The organism is Streptomyces sp. A0592 (assembly GCF_004795115.1).
GTDB classification, from domain to species: domain Bacteria; phylum Actinomycetota; class Actinomycetes; order Streptomycetales; family Streptomycetaceae; genus Streptomyces; species Streptomyces erythrochromogenes.
The window spans coordinates 163,194-182,640 of record NZ_SSBM01000011.1 but is presented as its reverse complement, the minus strand read 5'-3'; the positions used below and the strand labels follow the sequence as shown (position 1 = coordinate 182,640).

Sequence of the window (19,447 nt, the reverse complement as noted above, 5' to 3'; positions counted from 1 at the left end):
CCCGTGTCGGGCTCGCGGCCCCGCTCGGCCCGCGCTCGTGGCGTCAGTCCTCCACGGGGCCGAGGTCCGGCGCGTCCCGGAAGGCCACCGTGTGTTCCCGGCCGGGTGCGTGCAGTTCGAGTACGACGACTTCGTTGAGGCCCGTGCGCAGTACCGGACCTGGCACGTACAGCGAGCGCTGGGGGCCGCGCGACCAGTAGCGGCCGAGGGCGAAGCCGTTGATCCAGACGCTGCCCTTGGTCCAGCCGTCGAGGTGGAGGAAGGTGTCGGCCGTCCGGTCCACGGCGAAGGTGCCACGGTGGAAGGCGGGCCCGGTCGGCGTGCCGGATCCGGTGCCGAAGGGAAGGTCCTCGATCGCGGTGAGCGGTATCGGACGGCTGGTCCATCCGTGGAGCGGGGATCCGTTCAGCAGGACGTGGCCGAGCAGCCCCTTGCGGTCGTGGATGCCCTGGCCGTAGTTGACACGGCCCTGGTTCTCGACGAGGAGGGCCAGGACGGCGCCACGGCGGGGAGTGGTGAAGGTGAGGGCGTGCTCGTGGCTCTCCCGCTCCAGCACCCCTACGGGCTGGCCGTCGAGGAAGACCTGGGCCCGGTCGCGCACCTGCTCGACTTCGAGCAGGGAGGGGCCTGCATCCGACAGTTCCGCCTCGTACAGCACGAAGCCGTAGTTCTGGCCGAGTTCCTCCATCGTCAGTGGACGGTGCGCGACGATGGCGTCCCCGAGGGCCGGCGCGGTGTCCAGCAGAGCGATGCTCTCGGTCAGTGCCACCGCTTCCAGGCTGAACTTCGCAGCACGTGGCGGCGGGGGCTCTGAGGGGACGGGAGCATATTTGGCGATGACCTTGCGGAAGGCAGCGAACTTCTCGGTCGGGTCGCCGGCCTCGTCGAGGGGTGCGTCGTAGTCGTAGGAGGTGATGGTGGGCCGGTAGGTGTGCTTGTCGTTGGCGCCGTTCATGAAGCCGAAGTTCGTGCCGCCGTGGAACATGTAGAAGTTCACGGAGGCGCCCGTGGCGAGCAGTTCGTCCAGTTCCTGGGAGGCCTGTTCGGGGGCCCGGACGACGTGGTTGCCGCCCCAGCGGTCGAACCAGCCGATCCAGAACTCCGTGCACAGCAGGGGCCCCGAGGGCCTGGCGGTCCTCAGGGTGGCGAGGTGTTCGCTGGAGCGGCTGCCGAAGTTGGCGGTGGCGAGCACTCCCGGCAGCGCCCCCCGTTCGAGGTCGGTCGGCTGGTCACAGGTGAAGAGCGGCACGTCGATGCCGTGCCGGTGCAGGGCACCGGCCAGGTGCTCCATGTAGGCCGTGTCGTCTGCGTAGGCGCCGTACTCGTTCTCCACCTGTACGGCCAGGACCGGACCGCCCCGGGTGGCGAGCCGGTCGTGCAGCGGGGGCAGGAGCCGGCCGAAGTAGTCCTCTACCGCGGCGAGGAACCGCGGATCGCGGCTGCGCAGCCGCATGGACGGGCTGGTCAGGAGCCATGAGGGCAGACCGCCGCCCTCCCATTCGGCGCAAATGTAGGGTCCGGGCCGCAGGAGTACGTGCAGCCCCTCGGCGGCGGCGAGATCGAGGAACCGGGGCAGGTCGAGGCCCGCGTCCATGCGGAACTCGTGGGGCCGCGGCTGGTGGAGGTTCCACGGTACGTACGTCTCCACCGTGTTGAGGCCCATGAGGCGGGCCTTGTGCAGCCGGTCGCGCCAGAGATCGGGATGGACGCGGAAGTAGTGCAGTCCGCCCGAGATGATGCGGAAGGGATCACCGTCGAGCCGGAATCCGTCGTCTTCGATCCGGAGAAGGGGCATGCGCGTGCTCCTCAGCTGGGCGGGGGCGCGGTTTCGCGCTCGCGGGCCTGTCACCCGTCTGAATGTTTACGTAAACATGTCGCCCGTGGCAAGCCCCTCCCGCGAACGGTCAGGTGGGCAGCTCCGCCCAGACGAGCTGGCCGGCGGCCGTGGACCGGGCTCCCCAGGCGCTGCTCAGCGTGTCCACCAGCAGTAGGCCGCGGCCCGTACAGCTCTCGGCGCGGACCGCATGTGGATGGGAGCGAGGGTCGAAGCCCGGGCCGGAATCCTCGACCTCCAGCCGTACCACTCGGCTGCCATTGCCGGGACACCGCAGGACCAGGGTGACCCGGGCAGGTGTGCCGCCGTGGCGCACGGCGTTGGTGGCCAGTTCGCTCGCGATCAGAACGAGGTCGTCGCTCAGGCCGTGGAGGTGCCATCCGGCGAGCCGGGCTGTGATCCAGGGCCGCAGCAGGCGTGGGGCGGTGATGTCCGCGGCGAGCTCGTAGCGGTGGGCGCACGGCGTGCCCTTGTGGGAGCGGAGGGCGGCCGTGGTGAGGTGGTCGATGCGAGGCATGAGATCTCCTCGGCTTGCTGGGTTGAGGGAGCCCGCCCATGACGGGCGGGCCCGGCGGCCGTCAGGCCCGGTCGGCGGTGGCTGTGGCAGTGGCAGTGGCAGTGGCAGTGGCAGTGGCAGTGGCAGGAACCTCGCGCAGCGGGATCAGCCTGATCGGCTCCGCCAGGAGTTCTTCGAAGCGTTCTGCGAAGGCCTGGAAGTGGGGCGTTGCCATGTGGAAGTCGAGGGCTGCCTGGTCGGCCCAGGTCTCGCGGACGTAGAAGGTTCCGGGCTCCTCGAGCAGTTCGAACGGCGTGTAGTCGAAGCACCCGTCCTCGGCGCGGGAGGGTTCGACCAGTGCGGTCAGGGCCTCCTGGAGGGCTTCGCGTCGTGCCGGCTTCGCGCGCACGCGTGCGAGGGCGACGAGCGGGTGGGAGCGGGCGGTCATGGGTCTTCTCCTCGGGTCGACGGCGCCGGGGGGGGCGCGGTGGGTGAGCCTGGTCGCCGGTTCAGAAGCCGGTGAGGGTGATCTTGCCGATGGCGCTGCCGGATTCCAGGATGCGGTGGGCTTCGCGCAGGTTGGCTGCGGTGATGGTCCCCAGGTCCGTAGTGGCGGTCGTGGTGAGGGCGCCCCGGTCCACGAGCCCGGCGACGCGGGTGAGGATGTGGTGCTGTCGTGCCCGGTCGGGGGTGCGGTACAGCGACCGGGTGAACATCAGCTCCCAGTGGAAGGAGATGCTCTTGGACTTCAGGAGCCCGATCTCCACGGGGCCGAAGTCGTCGATGGCGACGATCCCGCCGAAGGGCCTCAGCATGTCCGCGTAGGCGGCGAGGTTGCGGTCGGTACCGGCCGTGCTGAAGACGTGGTCCAGGCCGCCGGGGGCGACCTCGGCCACCTGCTGCGGCAGCGGCCTGTGGTGGTCGACGGTGTGCGTGACGCCCATCCGGCGTGCGAACTCGGCGGTCTCTGGCCGTGAAGCGGTACCGATCACCGTCAGGTCGGTGAGGGCGCGGGCCAGTTGCGCCACCATGGCGCCTACGCCGCCGGCGGCCGCGGTCACCAGCAGCGTGCCTGTTTGGCGACCGGCTTCCCCCTCGCGCAGGCCGAGCCGATCGAAGAGGCCCTCCCAGGCGGTGAGGGAGGTCAGCGGGAGAGCCGCGGCGTCGGTGAAGGAGAGGGTGGCCGGCTTCGGTCCGACGATGCTCTCCTCGACGACGTGGTACTGGGCGTTGGTGCCCGGGCGGTCGATGGCGCCGGCGTAGTAGACCTCGTCGCCGACCGCGAACAGTTCGACCTGGTCGCCGACCGCGACGACGGTGCCGGCGGCGTCCCAGCCCAGGACTTTGGGTCGGCCGCCCGGGTCGCTGTTGCGGCGGACCTTGTAGTCGACCGGGTTGACCGCGACGGCTTCGACCCTGACGAGGAGGTCGTGCGGGCCGGGCCGCGGGACGGGCAGCTCGACGTCCACCAGGCTGCTGCCGTTCTCGACCGGCAGGCTCTCGCGGTAGGCGACCGCCCGCATCGTGTCGTGCGGCATCTCGTTCATCTCGTTTCTCCTCGTGATGGTCTTGTTCGCCACGGGTCCCGCCACGGCCGTCCGGATTCCTGATCCGGGAGGGTGCCCCTCTTGGCCTGCGACCCGTTCGGGACGGTACCCCCGGGGACGTAGTAACCTGCAAGGGAGGCTACTTCCCATTGGGAAGCATCGAGGTGGAAGACGCACCGGAGGAGAGTGGACGCCATGGTCATGAGCTGCACGTCGGAGCGGCACGACCACCACGATGTCTACGCGGCGCAGTGCCCGTGCCGCGAGGTACTCGACCTCCTGGCCAACAAGTGGTCCGCGCTGGCCATCGGCGCCATGGGAGAAGGCCCGCAGCGCTTCGGCGCCCTGCTGCGCCGCCTGGAGGGCGTCAGCCCGAAGGTGCTGACCAGCACGCTGCGCCGCCTGGAGGATAAGGGGTTCGTCGACCGGACCGTGTACCCGGCAGTGCCACCGCACGTCGAGTACGCGCTCACGGCGCTCGGGCACAGTGTGGCGGAGCCCCTGGCTCAGCTGCGGTACTGGGTCGAGAACCACCTCGACGAGATCCAGTCGCTCGACCCTGCCTGAGGCTCTGCAGGGGCCGGAAACTCTGCCGGCCTCAGGGCTGCGTGGTGCCCAGGATCAGCTGTCCGACCGAGTCGCGCAGGACGGAGCACGCCTCGGGGTCGAGGCCGTCGTCGGAGACGAAGTAGTCGATCTCGGAGAGCGCGATGAACCGGCTGAGACCCACGACGCCCCATTTGGTGTGGTCGGCGACCACGACCACCTGAGTGGCGCATTCGATCAGAGCGCGGTTGGTCTGGGCTTCCGCCAGGTTCGGCGTCGTTGCCCCGGCCCGTTCGGACACCCCGTGGGCGCCGATGATGAGCAGGTCCACCTGGAGGGAGCGGAGCGCCTGGTCGGCGAGGGGTCCGACGAGCGAAGCCGACTTGGTGGGCGCGCCTCCGGTGAGGAGCAGCGTGGGAGCCGCCGGCCCGGTTTCGGCGCCGGTGGGTCGCAGCAGTTGGGCGACCGGCAGGGAGTTGGTCACCACCGTGAGGGCCGGTACGTCCCGGAGCCGGGCGGCCACCGCATAGGACGTCGTGCCGCCCGAGATGGCGACGACACTGCCCGGTTTCACCAGGGCGGAGGCGGCCTCGGCCACCGCAGCCTTGGCCCGCGACTCCAGACCGGCTTTCGTCTCGAAGGGCGGTTCGTCTCCGGTGGTGACGGAGGCGCTGATGGCGCCCCCGTGCACCTTCGACAGGGAACCGGTCCGGGCGAGCACGTCGAGATCTCGGCGAATGGTCATGTCCGAGACGCCCAGCTGCTCCACGAGATCGGCCACCCGCACCGCTCCGTCGCGGCGCACGATGTCGAGGATGAGTGCTCTGCGCTGGGGTGCGAGGCGGGCTGCTTCGGTCACGTTTGTCGTCCCGCTCCTCTGCGCGCCATGCGTGGCGGCCGTCAAAGTCACACGGCATTCTTCATGAACGAACAGTCTAGTCGCCGGGTGGCCCCCTTACCGCGTTCTCATGAGATGCGTCTGGCGCCGGCGGCCGGGGTGATGGGGAACAGGTGCGGAATCTGGTATCCGGCCGTGCGGAAGGCGGTGGTGATGGCGATGCCGATGCCCTCCGCCCTGCCCTCTTCCGCCAGCACGATGACGGACCCGCCGAATCCGCCACCGGTCATGCGTGCTCCGAGGGCTCCGTGGGCCAGGGCGGTGTCCACCACCAGGTCGCTTTCGGCACAGGAGATCCGGAAGTCGTCACGCAGCGAGGCGTGGCCGTCGGTGAGGATCGGCCCCAGCGCCGCCAGATGTCCGGCTCGCAGGCGGGAGACGGCGTCGGTGACCCGTGCGTTCTCCCTCACTACGTGCCGGACCAGGGGCAGCAGGTGGGCTGGGAGGGCTCTCCCCGCCCGGGGCAGGTCAGCAGGGGTGAGGTCGCGCAGTGCCGCCAGCCCCAGCAGGCGGGCGGCCCGCTCGCACCCGGTCCGCAGGGCCGCGTACGCGCCGTCGCCGAGGTCGTGCTTCACGCGGGTGTCGACGACCAGCAGGCTCAGGCCCTGGGCTTCCGGGGCGAAGGGGACCTGCTCGTGGGCGCCGGCCCGGATGTCGAGGTGCAGGGCCGCACCGGCGGTGCAGCAGGCGGAGGCCAACTGATCCATGGCCCCGCAGGGCACGCCGGCGAAGCCGTTCTCCGCGCGCTGGCAGATCAGTGCGAGGGCAGGTGCGCTCAGGTTCAGGTCGTAGAGGTCGTTGTAGGCGAAGGCGACCGCACACTCGAGCGCGGCGGACGACGAAAGGCCGGCGCCGACGGGGACCGTGCTGTCGATGTGGAGGTCGGCGCCCCCGAGTCGGTGCCCGGCTTCGCGCAGCGCCCAGACGACCCCTGCCGGGTAGGCGGCCCAGGTGGTGACCACTCCAGGGATCAGCTGGCTGACGCGGAGGTCGAGGACCGGCCCGTCCCCCTGGGCGCTGTGCAGCCGGAGCCGGTCGTCCTGTCGCCTCCTTGCCGCGACCAGGGTGTGCTGGGGGATGGCGATGGGCAGTGCGAAGCCGTCGTTGTAGTCGGTGTGTTCGCCGATCAGGTTGACCCGGCCGGGTGCCGCCCAGACCCCCTCCGGGTGGGCGCCGTGGATGCGTCGGAAGGCCTCTTTCATGCGGTCACCTCGCGTGCGAAGGCCCAGGCGTCGGCCACGATGGCGTCCAGGTCCGGGCGGCTGGGCCGCCAGCCGAGGCGCTCGCGCGCACGCGTCGCGGATGCGACCAGTACCGCCGGGTCGCCGGGGCGGCGGGGGCGGACGATTTCGGGGATCGTCCGGCCCGTGACCCGTCGCACGGAGTCGATCACCTCCCGGACCGTGAAGCCCTCGCCGTTGCCCAAGTTGCAGATCAGATGCTCGCCGGGGCGTGCTGCCTCCAGAGCCAGGAGGTGGGCCTCGGCGAGGTCGGCGACGTGGATGTAGTCGCGTACGCAGGTGCCGTCGCGGGTGGGGTAGTCGTCGCCGTGGACGTCGATGTGCGGCCTTCGCCCCAGGGCAACTTGGAGGACGAGGGGGATGAGGTGCGACTCGGGTTCGTGGCGCTCGCCGAAGCCCGCGTGGGCTCCCGCGACGTTGAAGTACCGCAAGGACACGGCGGCCAGTCCGTGGGCGGCGGCTTCGCCGGTGATCAGGTGGTCGACGGCCAGCTTGGTCGCGCCGTAGGGGTTGGTGGGCAGGGTGCGGGCGTCGTCGGCGATGGGCAGTTCTGCGGGTTCGCCATAGACCGCGGCGGTGGAGGAGAAGACCAGGGTGCGCACGTTCGCGTTCCGCATGGCGGCCATCAGCTCCAGCGAACCGGTCACGTTGTTGCGCCAGTACTTGTCCGGGTCCCGCACGGACTCGGCCACCTGTGAGGAGCCTGCGAAGTGCAGGACCGCGGCGTAGTCGGCGGACAAAAGTGCGGCGGCGTGCGCGAGGCCCCCGCGAACGAACTCGGCTCCCGCCGGGACGGCTTGGTGCACGCCGGTCGACAGGTCGTCGAGCACCGTCACCCGGTGGCCGGCCGCGAGGATGTGGGCCACGACCACGCTGCCGATGTATCCGGCTCCCCCGGTCACCAGGTAGCGGCTCATGATGCGACCTCCCGCAGTCGCGCGGCGGCGGCCTCCGGGGCCACGTCGTTGACGAAGGAGTCCATGCCGGATTCGACCCCGGCGAGGAACTTGAGCTTGCCCGCAGACCTGCGGACCGTGAACAGCTCAAGGTGCAGGGCGAGTTCCCCTCCCCCGGTCCTGGGTGCCTGGTGCCAGGCGGAGATGTAGGGGGTGGGGGCCGTCTGTGTGGGCTCCCCTTCCTGGCGGAACAGCCGGTCGAACCTGCGCAGCAGCTCCAGGTACATCCCGGGGAACTCGGTGCGTTCGGCCTGCGTGAGGTGGGTGAGGTCGGGGACGCGGCGATGGGGGTAGAGGTGCACCTCGTACGGCCAGCGGGCGGCGTAGGGGACGAATGCCGTCCAGTGCTTCCCGGCCAGGACCACGCGTGAGGTGGCGGCCCGCGCTTCGGCCAGCAGGTCTTCGAAGAGGTTTCCGCCGGTGACGGCCCGGTGCGTGTCGGCGACGGCGATCATCTTGGCTGTGCGCGGGGGGACGAAGGGAAAGGCGTAGACCTGTCCGTGCGGGTGCGCGAGGGTGACGCCGATCTCCGCGCCGCGGTTCTCGAAGCAGTACACCTGCTCGACTCCGGGAAAGGACGACAGCCGCTCGGTGCGGTCCGTCCAGGCTTCGAGCACGAGGCGGGCGCGGTCCTCGGTCAGATCGGCGAAGCTCGCTCCGTGTTCGGGCGTGAAGCACACGACTTCGCAGCGTCCGACGCGTCCCGCCAGGGAAGGGAAGCGGTTTTCGAACACGGCCACGTCGTAGTCCGCGGCCGGTATCTCGCTGTGGCGCCCGCCCCCTGAGGGGCACAGGGGGCACGCGTCGGTCGGCGGATGGTGGACGCGTCCCTGACGGTGCGAGGCGATCGTGACCCAGTCCCCCGTAGCCAGATCCAGGCGCAGCTCAGGATTGCTGTCGACGGACTCCAGTGCACGCCGGTCGACCGTGTCGCGTTCGGCGCTCTCATCGAGGTCGTAGTAGATCAGTTCGCGGCCGTCCGCGAGCTTCGTCGAGGTTCTCTTCACGGAAACGTGCCCGTCTCTCGGAGTACGGTACGGCGCTGTCGCAAGCCATACGTCGACAAGAGTAAACAGAACTCAACTAAAGTCAACGTTCGGTCCTGTCAGGTGCGCGCCTGGTGGTGTGCGCCGCGAGGAGAGCCCTTCGCGTTGCGCCGCCGCAGCAGGACGAGAGCGCCGCCTGCCAGGATTGCGGCGCCGCCCACGGCGCTCCCGATGACGGCGGTCCGGCCGCTCCCGTGCGCGGTCGCGCCGGTCCGCGCCTCGTGCGCCGCCTCACCGGGAGCGGCGTCACCTCCGCCAGGAGCGTCGACGGCCGGGGCGGGCGGGGAGCTCGCGGGCGAGCCTGTGGGGGTGGGGCCGGGCGACAGTGTCGGGGACGGCGAAGGCGAGGCTTCGCCACCGGGTCCGGTCGCACGGACCTCCGGGCGGGGACCGGCGGTCGTGCTGGTGATGACGATGTCATCGATGAAGAGGACCGCCTCGGACGCTCCGGCCCGCTTCGCCGGCCCCTTCTCGGGGCGCCAGCTGGGGCGGTAGGCGCCGATCCTGAAGTGCGGTGGATCGCCGCGGTGGTAGTTGTTGGCGCCCTGGTGGGAACCCACGGTGACGCCGTCCCGCACGATGGAGATCGAGCCGGGCCTGCCGGGGGCGGACCATGCGATGTCGAAGGTCCACCGGTTCCAACGGCCCGGACGCGCGGCGCCGAGCGGGATGACGGCCTCCTGTATCTCGCCACCGGTCATCCAGTGGACCTTCAGCTGCCAGTTGCCGCCATGGACCGAGAGTGCGACGACGGGTTTGATGCCGCCGCCGTCGTCCTGCGTGCTGAACCACTGGGCGACGATGGTGTCGAGGTCCCGTTCCTGCCAGTCAGCGGGGAGGTAGTTGGCGAATCCGAAGCGATGACTGCCTGCGTCCAGGCCCTTGATGACCAGTTCGGACTTGAACGAGCGTCCGTCGTTGGGGATGTTCACTCGCGCGGCCTGCCCCGCCTTCCCTCCCGGCGCGGGTCCGACCAGGACGCGGCCGAAGCCGTTGATCGCCATGAACGGCAGCTTCTGGGAGGGGGACTCGAAGTCGTACGACACCGAATCGGCGGCGGCTGCCGGAGAGGCGGCGGCCAGGCCGGCGACGAGCAGGGTGCTGGTGCAAGCGGCGAGGAGGCGGGTCGGGCGAGCGGCGGGCATGGCGTGGCTCCTTGCAGGAGTAGTCGGTGGGCACTGCGGCCGCACGATCGGCGGAGGGGACGCGTGGGGCGAGACCGGAGGACGGCGAAGCCGGCAAGGTCTTCTCAAGACCGCCGCTGCACCGCGGGCAGTGGGTAACAGGGAACCGATGCGGTGGGCCGGGTGCTGGGCCTTCACGGCCGGCGGAGCGTCGCGGCACCCGCTCGACGGACCGGCAACATGGCTGACTGCGGCATCGGTCGGGCTCCGGGGCCGTGCTGGTCCCACTGCGCGAAGGCGGCACCCTGCATGCGCAGCCCGAGGAGTCCCGACGGATCGACGAACACGCTCTCGCAGGGGCAACGGCACTGCCACGCCTGCCCGGCCGCTCCCAGGGGCAACGCCACCGTTGCCGGGGGGTGCCGGGCCGAAGCAGTGCCTCGGTCACCGCACAGGTCAGCGGCGGCCACCGCGCCGGCCCCGAGGAGGCCCTTGCGTGGGCGCCGGACAGGGCCGGGGCACGGTGGAGCCAGGTGGAGGACGCGTCGGAACCGGCGCGGTACCGGGGGTGTGCGAGTCGCTGACGGCGGCGTACACCGCCTCGCCCGGCGCTTCCCGGTCGAACGGATGACGACCCCGGGCAGTCCGGTACAGCGTGACGCCCAGGGACCGGAGGTCACCGGCGGCCAGGCGTCGGCGCCACGCAGGCGTTCCGATGACCGTTCGGGGGACGTGAAGCACCTTCACGGCCACGGGCCGCCCTTGTCCCTCCACTCGCCGTTCCCCGCTTTCGTTCCACCCGACCGTACGGCGGACCATAACGCCATTCCGCATATCCGGCCAAGAGGTGTCGGCGAATACATGGCGCGGCCGCCCGATGCTCCAAGTGGCGGGAAGCGTCATGGGTTTCGGGCCGCTTCGCCCTCCTTCCCAATTGTTGACACCCGCCGGATCCGGCTCATCGGCGCCCTGAATTCTTTCCGAGCCCAAGTGGCATTTCTGTACTCATGTACCGGGGTGCCGCAAGCTCGACCCGCGCGGAGCGCGCACCGACCGGCGGAGGCCGCCGTGAGCGTCGTACCGGACCGTGAAGCCGGCGCCTACGCACAGGGTGCGCGCTGCGCCGTACCACTGATGGCCCGACGGTCCGTCGCCTCAGGCGCTGTGGGTGTCTGCCAGAACCAGCCGGCCGACCTGCTCGCCGAGGACTGTGCGCGCTTCCTCGGCAAGGCCCTGGTCGGACACGAAGTAGTCGATGTCGGACAGCTCCGCGAACCGGCTCAGGCCCACGACGCCCCACTTGCTGTGGTCGGCCACAACCGCCAGCCGGGTCGCGGCGGAGATCAGCGTGCGGTTGGTCTCCGCCTCCGCGAGGTTCGGGGTGGTCACGCCGGCGCGCTCGGATACGCCGTGCGCACCGACAATGAGGAGGTCGACCTGCAGCGAGCGGATCGACTGGTCCGCCAACGGCCCGACCAGGGAGGCGGACTTGGTGGGCGCTCCACCTGTGACCAGCAGGGTCGGGGCCGCGGCACCGTCTTCCGCCCCGAACGACCGCAGCAGCTCCGCGACGGGCAGGGAATTGGTCACCACGGTCAGGTTCGCAATGTCGCGCAGACGGTGGGCAACGGCATACGTCGTCGTTCCACCGGAGATCGCCACGACGCTTCCGGGCTGGACCAGTTGGGCGGCCGCTTCGGCGAGGGCGGCCTTGGCCGCCGACTTCAGGGTGGACTTGGTCTCGAAGCCGGGCTCGTCGCACGTGGTGCCCGAGGTGCTCACCGCGCCACCGTGCACCTTCTCGACCGACCCGGTCCTCGCGAGGACGTCCAGGTCGCGGCGGATGGTCATGTCGGACACGCCGAGCTGCTCCACGAGCGCGGCAACTCGCACCGCCCCCTTGCGGCGAACGGTTTCGAGGATGACTTCTCGCCGCTGAGCCGCCAGCGGTGCCGAATCCGTCACAGTCCCACCCATTGATCTCTAGCGAATTCCGGACAGAGATCAATTGTACACTGCATCCAATAAGGCTGGCCAAGTGGTTCACAGGACCTCCCCCGAACTCATGCAGCAAAGGGCGTATTTGCCGGGTTCGTATCCGATCGACCGGCCCCGGATGACCGCCCCCGCCCTTTTGTCCGCGCGAGCACCCATGCCGTATAGCGGCGGTGTGCCGCGAATGACCGACTCCGGTCCGCTCGCCCTCCCTGTACTCGATTGCGTTTCGGGCCCGGCGAATTTCTCACCCGGCGGGGCCCGCCCCGGGGGACGGGCCCCGCCGTACCGACCGCGCCGTACCGCGCCGTACCGCCGTCGTGCGTGCCCGGGTCAGTGCGGCAGGCCGACAGCCCGTTCGCCGCTGCGGCGCTGCTGGATGACGACAGCGGCCACGAGGAGTGCGCCCTGGGCGACGTTCTGCCAGAAGGTGTTGATGCCCTCGACGGTCAGTCCGTTCTCCAGGGCGCCGAGAAGTGCGACGGCGAGGAGGGTGCCGCCGATGCCGCCCTTGCCGCCCTTGAGCGCACAGCCGCCCAGCGCGGCTGCAGTGATGGCCTTGAGTTCGAGGCCCTCGCTGCCCGAGACGGGCTGCCCCGAGCCGGTCCGCGCGGTCAGCAGGATGCCCGCGACCGCCGCGACCACGCCGATGAGCGCATAGACGGCCACCAGGTACTTGTTGATGTTGATGCCTGCCAGGCGCGCCGCGGTGTCGTTGCCGCCGATCGCGTAGACGTTGCGGCCGATGTCCGTGTACTTCAGCATGACGTGCACTGCGAGGGCCACGACCACCAGGATCCAGATCATGACCGGTACCCCGGCGATCTTTCCCCGGCCGAGGAACACGAAGAAGGGGTCGTTGAGTACGTAGCCCTGCGCGCGGCCGCCGGAGATGAGCTGGGCCACGCCCTTGTAGGCGGCCAGGCCCGCGAGCGTGGCGATGGTGGGGTTGACCCGGCCGTAGACGATGGCCACTCCGTTGACCACACCGACGAGGATGCCGATTCCGATCGCGGCGGCCATCCCGAGGTAGGGGTTGGATCCGCCGGACGTGAATACCATGGCGCTCACGACGGATGCCAGGCCGGCCTGGGAGCCGACGGATATGTCGAGGCCTCCGCAGATGATCACGACGGTCTGCACGATGGCGAGCAGGCCGGTGATCGTCGCCGCCTCGCCGATGACCTGGATGTTGGCGAGACTGAGGTAGTTGTCGTTCAGGAACCCGAACAGGGCCAGGACGAGGACGAGGGCGCCGATCAGGCTGAGGTTCTGCCCTCCGAGCGAGGAGAGCAGAGCTCCCGCCGTCTTCCGCGCCGGGGCGGGGAGGCTCTCGGTGGTGGCCGGCGTCTGGGTGGTGGTCATCGAGCGTCTCCATCGGCGGAGTCGGTGAGCGGTCGGTCGGATGCGACGGGGGCGAGGTCGTCGGCCATGGCGAGGTTGAGGATGGCTTCCTCCGTGGCTTGCGACCGGTCGAGTTCGCCGGTGATGCGACCGTTCTGCATCACGACGATCCGGTCGGCGAGCCCCAGGACCTCGGGGAGTTCGGAGGAGATCACCAGCAGGGCGACCCCCTCGCGGGCGAGGTCGGCGATGATGCGGTAGATCTCGGCCTTGGCTCCGATGTCGATCCCGCGCGTCGGCTCGTCCAGGATCAGGACCTTGGGCTTGCGCAGCAGCCAGCGGGCGAGGACGACCTTCTGCTGGTTGCCGCCCGACAGTTTGCGCACCTCGTGTTCGATCGAGGGGGTGCGCACCCGCAGCCGGTCGGAGAAGTCCTGCGCCACCGCCTTTTCCTGGCGGCTCTGGACGAAGCGCCAGCGGCGCAGGCGCTCCAGGCTCACCAGGGAGGTGTTGTCCCGGATCGAACGGTGGAGGAACAGCGCCTGGGCCTTGCGCTCCTCGGGGGCGAGTCCGATGCTCGCGCGGATCGCGTCGCGGGGGCCGCGCAGACGCAGGGGGCGGCCGTTCACGCAGACGCGGCCCGATCGGATGGGCCGGTCGCCGGCGAGGGCGAGGGCCAGCTCGGACCGCCCGGCTCCCATGAGCCCGGCCAGGGCGACGACCTCTCCGGCGCGGACCTGGAGGTCGATCTCGCTGACGTCGTCCGTGGTGACGCCTTCCAACTGGAGGACCACCTCGTCGCGGGCGACGTCCTGGCGGACGAACAGGGAGGACAGGTCACGGCCCACCATCAGGCGGACGACCTCCCCCTCGCTGGTGTTGCGGGCCTCCAGCACGCCGGCGACGGTGCCGTCGCGCAGGACGGCGATGCGGTCGGCGAGGCGGAAGATCTCCTTCATACGGTGGGAGACGTAGATGACGGCGATGCCCTGGTCCCTGAGCCGGTCGATCAGAGCGAAGAGGGCTTCGACCTCGTTCTCGGAGAGGGAGGAGGTGGGCTCGTCGAAGGCGATGACTTTGGCCTCACCGGTCAGCGCCCGCAGGATTTCCACCAACTGGCGCTGTGCGGGGGTGAGTTCCGAACCGAGCTGATCGGGGTGGATGACCTTCTCGAATCCGAGCCTGGCCAGGTCCGCGGTGATGCGGCGGCGCAGCTCCGCCCGGTCGAGGCGGCGCAGGGCGGTGCGCGGCAGGGCCCCCGCGTACACGTTCTCGGCGACCGAGACGTGCGGGATGATCTCGGGCTCCTGGGGGATGATGCGGATCCCGGCCTTGTGGGCGTCGTGGGGAGACGACAGGGTCCGCGGGCGCCCGTCCCAGAGGATGCTGCCCTCGGTGGGCTGGTGGTCACCGGTGAGGATCTTCAGCAGGGTCGACTTGCCCGCTCCGTTCTCTCCCATGAGGGCGGTCACCCGGCCCCGGGGGAAGGTGAGCGTGACGCCGCTGAGCGCCTGTACCGCGCCGAACCGTTTGGTGATGTTCTCGACGGAGACCTCTCCGCCGGGATCCGGGGCGGGGGCGGGTGGCTCTGTACCTGCTGTGGTCATGGGGGCCTCGCAAGCTGGGGTTACGTGGGGCATCCGTTCCAGCGACGCTGCTGGTCGGCGGTGGTGCGGACGGGTGGCGGGTACGGCCCGCCGGTGCGGCGGGCCGTACCCGTCCCGGTCGCGGGCGCGGGCTCAGCTGCAGGTGACGCCCGCTTCCTTCCAGTTGGAGGCGTCGACCATCTTGGTGGGGGCGAAGGCTTCCTTGGGGAAGTCCTTGCCGTTCTTGAGCTTGTCGTAGATCGTCTGCACCGCCAGGGCGCCGACGTCCCGGCCGTTGATGAAGAGTGCGGCCTTCATCCCGGACGGCTTGCCGGAGCTCCAGTTCTTGCAGGCGAGGTAGGCGCCGAGGCCGACGCCGATCACGTTGTCGGCCGTGAAGCCGGCGTTCTCCAGAGCGGTGACCCCGCCCTGGACGTTCTCGTCGTTGCAGCCCCAGACCACCCAGTGCTTCACGGAGGCGTTGGCGGTGATGGTCGCGGCGATCTTGTCCTGTGCGCCCGTCGGGGAGTTGTCGGTCGGCACGTCGATGTTCTGCACGGGCGTGCCCGCGCCTTCCGCGAACGCCTTCTTCGAGGCGTTGACACGGTCGGTGCAGACGGTGACGTCCTGCTTCCAGGCCGATATCGTGCGCGTCTCCGCCGGGTTCCAGCCGGCCTTCTTGAACTCCTCGGCGGCTCGCTTGCCGACCTCGCCGCCCATCTGCTCCCCGCTGAACCCGATGCGGGGCACCAGGTCGTCGGCGCCGCAGGCGGACGGGTCCGGGCCGGTGCTGCAGATCTGGTCGTCCGACGTCAGGAGGGCCACCTTGCCGGTCTTCGCCAGCTGCACGACCTGCGGGCCCACGGCCGGGTCGGGCACGACCACGATCAGCCCGTTGGTCTTCTGCGAGATGGCAGCCTGGGCCTCACTCACGGTCTTGTTCGCATCGTTGCCCAGGTTCACCACCTTCAGGTCGATCCCGAGTTCACTCGCCTTCGCCTTCGCGCCGGCGGCCTCGCCGATGAAGTACTCCTGGTCGCCCTGCTTCTGCAGGTAGGTCAGGGAGATCTTCCCGTCGACCTTCCCGACGTCCGCGGCGGCGCCCGTCGTCTCCTGACCACTGGAACACGAGGAGAGGACGAGCATGGTGGCCAGGCCCAGGGCCGCGGCCGCTACCGGGCGGCGGTGGTGGTGAGTGAGCATGTCGATCCCTTTGCTTGAACGGGTCGCAAGCGACCAGTGGGGCACGTGCGATGGGGTGGGTTCGGTCCGGCCGCCCTGTGAGCGCCGCCGGTGCTGAGGGTCCCTGGAGGCTCCGAGGGAGGGGTGTCCGGCCTCGGCGGACGAGTCCCCGCAGACGATCCCCACGGGGGAATCCGCCACAGTCAGGCGTTTTCAAACTTGATGCAACAGAGAAAAGCGCCGTTTCCGCCATAAGTCAACAGTGTGAACCGTGGGTTTCGGATTGATGCACCCCTGTGACCTCCAGCGACCCAGAGGGTGACCAGGTCGCCGCGGGCAGCATCTGCCGGGGCAAACGGCCCTAGGCGCAGGCCGGAAGGCCGCGCGGCGCGGCGCCGCCACGGGCACGCGTCGACGCCTTCCGCCTGCGTTGGTTTCTATCGGAACATGTCTGAAATTGTTTGACTACTGGGTCAAGGCGTCTGCACCGTGGGCTCGTTCCAGCGCTGTTCCGCCGACGGGCCTGTGCGGCCGAAGGTGACGGGCGCTCCGGGCTCGCCGCTCCCGGACGTCACGGCGTAGCCCGGTGCTATCCGGGGCTTGATGCGCCCGGTCGCATCGGTGGAGAACACCAGGTTGTCGCCCTCGGCCCGGCCGAACGCCGAGCATGTCCAGATCCCTACGCCGTCCCCTGCGGATCCGCGTGCGTCCAGGCAGAAGGCCGGGTTGGCGGCATTGCGCAGGAGCCCCTTCTCATCCAGACGCCACTGCTGCACCTGCGCCCCGGCGCGGCAGCGCGCGGTGATCACGTCGACGCCGTTGGCGAAGGTGCCGCCGCGGACGTCCAGGCACAGGCCGGTGGCGGAGTTGACGGCCGGAACGTACGCCGACGCCCGGAAGGGCTGTACGGGATCGGTCGTCGCGGAGTCCGTCGTCGGGGTGGGGCTGAGTGCGGGCCCGTCACTGGGCGATGGGACCGTCGCGGAGGGAGACGCGCTGGCGGAACGATGGGGCGAGGCGGATGCGGAAGGGCGCGCCCTGCTCGCCGACGGGACCGGCGACCCCGCGCCGCCCGCCTCGATGTCCGCCCCCGATGGCTGCCCTCGAGTCGCGGTGGGCGGCGGCGCGGGCCCCCAGGCTGCGGGGACGACGAAGGCGAGCGCCGCCGTCGTGATCAAGGCCGCCGCGACGAGGAGTACCCGCGCGTCCGGCTTCCGCATGAGGCCGGACAGCTTCCGGTCGCGAGCGGGCGGCTTCGGCCGGCCTGCGGTCGCAGCCGCAACGGGGAGGGGCACCGTGTCCTCGGCGTCCGGGCCCGTGCCGTAGCGGGATGCGGCGGAGGCGTGGAGCGCGCCGGCAGGACCAAGCAGGGAGCCGGCCAGCAACGGGCCCGGGGTGTCGCAGAGGGCGACCAGGCCGCGCAGCGCGGCAGCGCACCCGGGGCAGTCCTCGACGTGCAGCGTCAGGTCCGGGTTCTCCCGGACGTCGGCGCGCACCGCGGCGGCATCGAGCATGCGCGCGTACTCGGGACAGTGCGGGGCGGGCCGAGCCTGCAGGTGAACACGCAGGAAGGCGTCCCGGCAGGCGGCCAGTGCCCGGTGAGCCAGGTCCGGCACGGCGTCGGGCCGGTCACCCGTGATCGTCGCGACGTCCTCGTCCGGCTCCCGTTCGACCACGGAATGCCACAGGACCGCCTGCGTGCGGGGCGACAGGGTCGCGAACCCCTTGCGGACGAATGACTGGAGGCCCGGGTCCCGCGGGACATCGGCGGCGTCGGTCGACTCACTGGACACCAGTGCCAGCAACGACAGGCGAGGGGGACGGTCCACGGCGTCGGTCGTGGTGGCCAGCACGTCGATGAACCGCACGATCGCTCGGTCCGCGGCGCGTTGGGCCGGCAGCGGGTCGCCGTCCGCGGCGATGCGGGCGAAGGCGGAGACCCTCGGGCCATGGCGTCGGCGCAGCTCGGTCTCGGCCGTCGGGGCGGCCGGGCCCGCGGCGCGGATGGTGTCACACAGTTGCTGGTCGGTCATGCGACTCACAACGGAGGGGTGGTCTGTCGACACGTAGGACATCCTCGGTGGGGAGGGAGAGTCGCCCTATTGTTCAGGACACGACACGCCTCTCGATAGTTCTTATCGGCGCGAATTCGGGAAAGCGTCCTCGGAAAATACATCCGTCGCATTTCCGGGCAGGGCGAGCCACCGGAGTTCTCCATAACGAGAGCTCCGGTTTTCATTTCACCTGCCGCCGACCTGGAAATAGGGGCAGCACAACATTGACCGCACCGGTCGGCGCGCCTCGAGCATGACGGCAGCGCCCACCCTTGCACCGAACAGAATCAGACATTCGCGCAAGGAAGTCAACACTGACGATCTTGCGTGATTGATCACGGAACCCGCCGGTACCCCAAGGCTCGCTTGGGTAGTGACGATCCGCCTTATTGACAGAAGGTCGAACAGTTCAAGACACGGGTGCCTGTTGCGGCTCAGGAGGAGAGCTCGACGCAACCCGGGTCGCACGTTTAGCCGATCGTTATCAATCAGGCGTCCACGGGGCTGGATTCAAGACCTTCGCACACAGTAGATTCACCGATCACCCCCTCCTTCACCACAAGGCCGTCCACAGCGGACGACCTTCGGGAGCACCCTCTACGCGTGGGCCCCGGCAATTCAAGAGCCGTATGGCGTGAAGCACCGAGGGCTCATTCTGCTTTTCCCGGAACAGCCGACTGGAGTTTGGTGAGCACCCCCTTCTGTCCTCGCTGCGGTGACCCCCTCCGCTGTGATTGCGGCCCCGCGCACCACGACGCGCGCGCAGGGCGGGCCACCGCCCCGGCGCAGTTCGACCGCGACTGGGTCAGGCCGTACATCGCCCCGCACGAACCCGCGCCGGCGGACGAACCGACCACCATGAGCACCGCCACCGTGTCGTGGGTCGTGACGCAGGTCGTGCACGAGAGCGGCCCACCGCCCGGCGGTCACGCCTTCGGCCAGCCCGTTGTCATGAGCAGACCGACGGACCACCGGGCGCACCGGCCCGCGAAGCAGCGCCGTCCGTTGCGCGTCACCGCGGCCCTCGCCACCCTGATCGGCTCCGCGGCCATCGCGGGTACGTACGCCTTCGCCCGGAGCCAGGAATCCGGGGAGGCGGCGGCGCAGGCGCCCGCGAGCCGGCTCGACGTACTCGATGTGGAGGACGAGCCGAGCGTGCCGCCCGAGGTGTCCCGGACTCCCGCCCCGCCCCCGAGCCCACCTCGGCGCACCACGCCGACGGCCGGGAGCAGCCCGGTGCGTACACCGTCGGCGGCGCCGTCCGCGCACTCCGCGGGCACACCCGCGGGTACGGACGCTGCGCCGGCCGTCGGACAGCAATCGGGCAGCCCGAGCACTCTGCCGTCTTCTCCCCCGTCGTCGGCGGCCCCTTCCGAGAAGCCGACGCTGCGCCGCCACGACTCCGGGCCTCAGGTCGTCGATCTGCAACGGCGTCTCACGCAGCTGGGGTTGTGGTCCCTCCCCCTGCGAGGACGTTACGACCAGCACCTCGACGACGCGGTGCAGCGGTTCCAGGCGAAGTACGGCGTCCGCGGCGACCCGGCGGGGGTCTACGGCCCGGCCACGCGACGGCGGCTGGAGTCCTTGACCTCCTGATG

16 protein-coding genes are annotated in these 19,447 nt (G+C 70.3%); 2 read left to right on the top strand and 14 right to left on the bottom strand.

Going from position 1 to position 19,447, the window contains the following annotated elements; all coding sequences use genetic code 11:
* Nucleotides 1-43 precede the first annotated feature (43 nt).
* The 4 genes from E6U81_RS18415 to E6U81_RS18400 form a co-directional block, all read right to left on the bottom strand.
* Nucleotides 44-1,795: a beta-galactosidase family protein gene (locus E6U81_RS18415; RefSeq protein ID WP_136231173.1), complete on the bottom strand. Its 1,752-nt coding sequence runs from the start codon at nt 1,793-1,795 to the stop codon at nt 44-46.
* A gap of 109 nt (nt 1,796-1,904) precedes the next feature.
* Nucleotides 1,905-2,351 (bottom strand): ATP-binding protein, encoded by a 447-nt coding sequence (locus tag E6U81_RS18410; protein WP_136231172.1) that lies wholly within the window; start codon nt 2,349-2,351, stop codon nt 1,905-1,907.
* Nucleotides 2,352-2,412: 61 nt separating this feature from the next.
* Nucleotides 2,413-2,778 (bottom strand): putative quinol monooxygenase, encoded by a 366-nt coding sequence (locus E6U81_RS18405; protein ID WP_136231171.1) that lies wholly within the window; start codon nt 2,776-2,778, stop codon nt 2,413-2,415.
* A 61-nt stretch (nt 2,779-2,839) separates the two neighbouring features.
* Nucleotides 2,840-3,877, bottom strand: a complete 1,038-nt coding sequence (locus E6U81_RS18400) for a zinc-binding alcohol dehydrogenase family protein (protein ID WP_136231170.1) — start codon at nt 3,875-3,877, stop codon at nt 2,840-2,842.
* 201 nt (nt 3,878-4,078) lie between these two features.
* Here E6U81_RS18400 and E6U81_RS18395 point away from each other — a divergent pair, with 201 nt between their 5' ends.
* Entirely contained in the window at nt 4,079-4,444 is a 366-nt protein-coding gene (locus E6U81_RS18395; RefSeq protein WP_240803888.1) for a helix-turn-helix domain-containing protein, read from the top strand.
* 31 nt (nt 4,445-4,475) lie between these two features.
* Here E6U81_RS18395 and E6U81_RS18390 read toward each other — a convergent pair whose 3' ends face one another.
* The 10 genes from E6U81_RS18390 to E6U81_RS18345 form a co-directional block, all read right to left on the bottom strand.
* Entirely contained in the window at nt 4,476-5,282 is an 807-nt protein-coding gene (locus tag E6U81_RS18390; RefSeq protein ID WP_136231169.1) for a DeoR/GlpR family DNA-binding transcription regulator, read from the bottom strand.
* Between the two features lie 107 nt (nt 5,283-5,389).
* Nucleotides 5,390-6,523 (bottom strand): galactokinase, encoded by a 1,134-nt coding sequence (gene galK / locus E6U81_RS18385; RefSeq protein ID WP_136231168.1) that lies wholly within the window; start codon nt 6,521-6,523, stop codon nt 5,390-5,392.
* A complete protein-coding gene (gene galE, locus E6U81_RS18380; RefSeq protein ID WP_136231167.1) occupies nt 6,520-7,479 on the bottom strand; it encodes a UDP-glucose 4-epimerase GalE in 960 nt (319 codons plus the stop codon). The genes galK and galE overlap by 4 nt, the downstream gene beginning before the upstream one ends.
* On the bottom strand, nt 7,476-8,525 hold the full coding sequence (galT, locus tag E6U81_RS18375) for a galactose-1-phosphate uridylyltransferase (protein ID WP_136231166.1): 1,050 nt from the start codon (nt 8,523-8,525) through the stop codon (nt 7,476-7,478). The genes galE and galT overlap by 4 nt, the downstream gene beginning before the upstream one ends.
* Before the next feature lie 98 nt (nt 8,526-8,623).
* Nucleotides 8,624-9,709, bottom strand: coding sequence for a heparin lyase I family protein (locus E6U81_RS18370; RefSeq protein WP_136231165.1), 1,086 nt, complete (start codon nt 9,707-9,709; stop codon nt 8,624-8,626).
* A gap of 1,134 nt (nt 9,710-10,843) precedes the next feature.
* Nucleotides 10,844-11,665 carry a DeoR/GlpR family DNA-binding transcription regulator gene (locus E6U81_RS18365; protein WP_168714659.1) on the bottom strand — a complete coding sequence of 274 codons (822 nt, stop codon included), beginning with the start codon at nt 11,663-11,665 and terminating at the stop codon, nt 10,844-10,846.
* A 351-nt stretch (nt 11,666-12,016) separates the two neighbouring features.
* Nucleotides 12,017-13,048: an ABC transporter permease gene (locus tag E6U81_RS18360; protein ID WP_168714658.1), complete on the bottom strand. Its 1,032-nt coding sequence runs from the start codon at nt 13,046-13,048 to the stop codon at nt 12,017-12,019.
* Nucleotides 13,045-14,634, bottom strand: a complete 1,590-nt coding sequence (locus E6U81_RS18355; protein WP_136231163.1) for a sugar ABC transporter ATP-binding protein — start codon at nt 14,632-14,634, stop codon at nt 13,045-13,047. Before E6U81_RS18355 ends, E6U81_RS18360 begins: the two co-directional genes overlap by 4 nt.
* 132 nt (nt 14,635-14,766) lie before the next feature.
* On the bottom strand, nt 14,767-15,816 hold the full coding sequence (locus tag E6U81_RS18350) for a substrate-binding domain-containing protein (protein ID WP_136231162.1): 1,050 nt from the start codon (nt 15,814-15,816) through the stop codon (nt 14,767-14,769).
* Between the two features lie 452 nt (nt 15,817-16,268).
* Nucleotides 16,269-17,828 carry a ricin-type beta-trefoil lectin domain protein gene (locus E6U81_RS18345; RefSeq protein WP_136231161.1) on the bottom strand — a complete coding sequence of 520 codons (1,560 nt, stop codon included), beginning with the start codon at nt 17,826-17,828 and terminating at the stop codon, nt 16,269-16,271.
* A gap of 879 nt (nt 17,829-18,707) precedes the next feature.
* Here E6U81_RS18345 and E6U81_RS18340 point away from each other — a divergent pair.
* The gene (locus E6U81_RS18340) at nt 18,708-19,445 is read left to right on the top strand and encodes a peptidoglycan-binding domain-containing protein (RefSeq protein ID WP_136231160.1); all 738 of its coding nucleotides are present in this window, start codon (nt 18,708-18,710) and stop codon (nt 19,443-19,445) included.
* Nucleotides 19,446-19,447 lie beyond the last annotated feature (2 nt).

Coding starts and splice junctions, on each gene's coding strand:
- E6U81_RS18415 (WP_136231173.1), bottom strand. CDS start 1,795: ATGCCCCTTCTCCGGATCGAAGACGACGGATTCCGGCTCGACGGTGAT.
- E6U81_RS18410 (WP_136231172.1), bottom strand. CDS start 2,351: ATGCCTCGCATCGACCACCTCACCACGGCCGCCCTCCGCTCCCACAAG.
- E6U81_RS18405 (WP_136231171.1), bottom strand. CDS start 2,778: ATGACCGCCCGCTCCCACCCGCTCGTCGCCCTCGCACGCGTGCGCGCG.
- E6U81_RS18400 (WP_136231170.1), bottom strand. CDS start 3,877: ATGAACGAGATGCCGCACGACACGATGCGGGCGGTCGCCTACCGCGAG.
- E6U81_RS18395 (WP_240803888.1), top strand. CDS start 4,079: ATGAGCTGCACGTCGGAGCGGCACGACCACCACGATGTCTACGCGGCG.
- galK (WP_136231168.1), bottom strand. CDS start 6,523: ATGAAAGAGGCCTTCCGACGCATCCACGGCGCCCACCCGGAGGGGGTC.
- galE (WP_136231167.1), bottom strand. CDS start 7,479: ATGAGCCGCTACCTGGTGACCGGGGGAGCCGGATACATCGGCAGCGTG.
- E6U81_RS18370 (WP_136231165.1), bottom strand. CDS start 9,709: ATGCCCGCCGCTCGCCCGACCCGCCTCCTCGCCGCTTGCACCAGCACC.
- E6U81_RS18365 (WP_168714659.1), bottom strand. CDS start 11,665: ATGGGTGGGACTGTGACGGATTCGGCACCGCTGGCGGCTCAGCGGCGA.
- E6U81_RS18360 (WP_168714658.1), bottom strand. CDS start 13,048: ATGACCACCACCCAGACGCCGGCCACCACCGAGAGCCTCCCCGCCCCG.
- E6U81_RS18355 (WP_136231163.1), bottom strand. CDS start 14,634: ATGACCACAGCAGGTACAGAGCCACCCGCCCCCGCCCCGGATCCCGGC.
- E6U81_RS18350 (WP_136231162.1), bottom strand. CDS start 15,816: ATGCTCACTCACCACCACCGCCGCCCGGTAGCGGCCGCGGCCCTGGGC.
- E6U81_RS18345 (WP_136231161.1), bottom strand. CDS start 17,828: ATGACCGACCAGCAACTGTGTGACACCATCCGCGCCGCGGGCCCGGCC.
- E6U81_RS18340 (WP_136231160.1), top strand. CDS start 18,708: ATGAGCACCGCCACCGTGTCGTGGGTCGTGACGCAGGTCGTGCACGAG.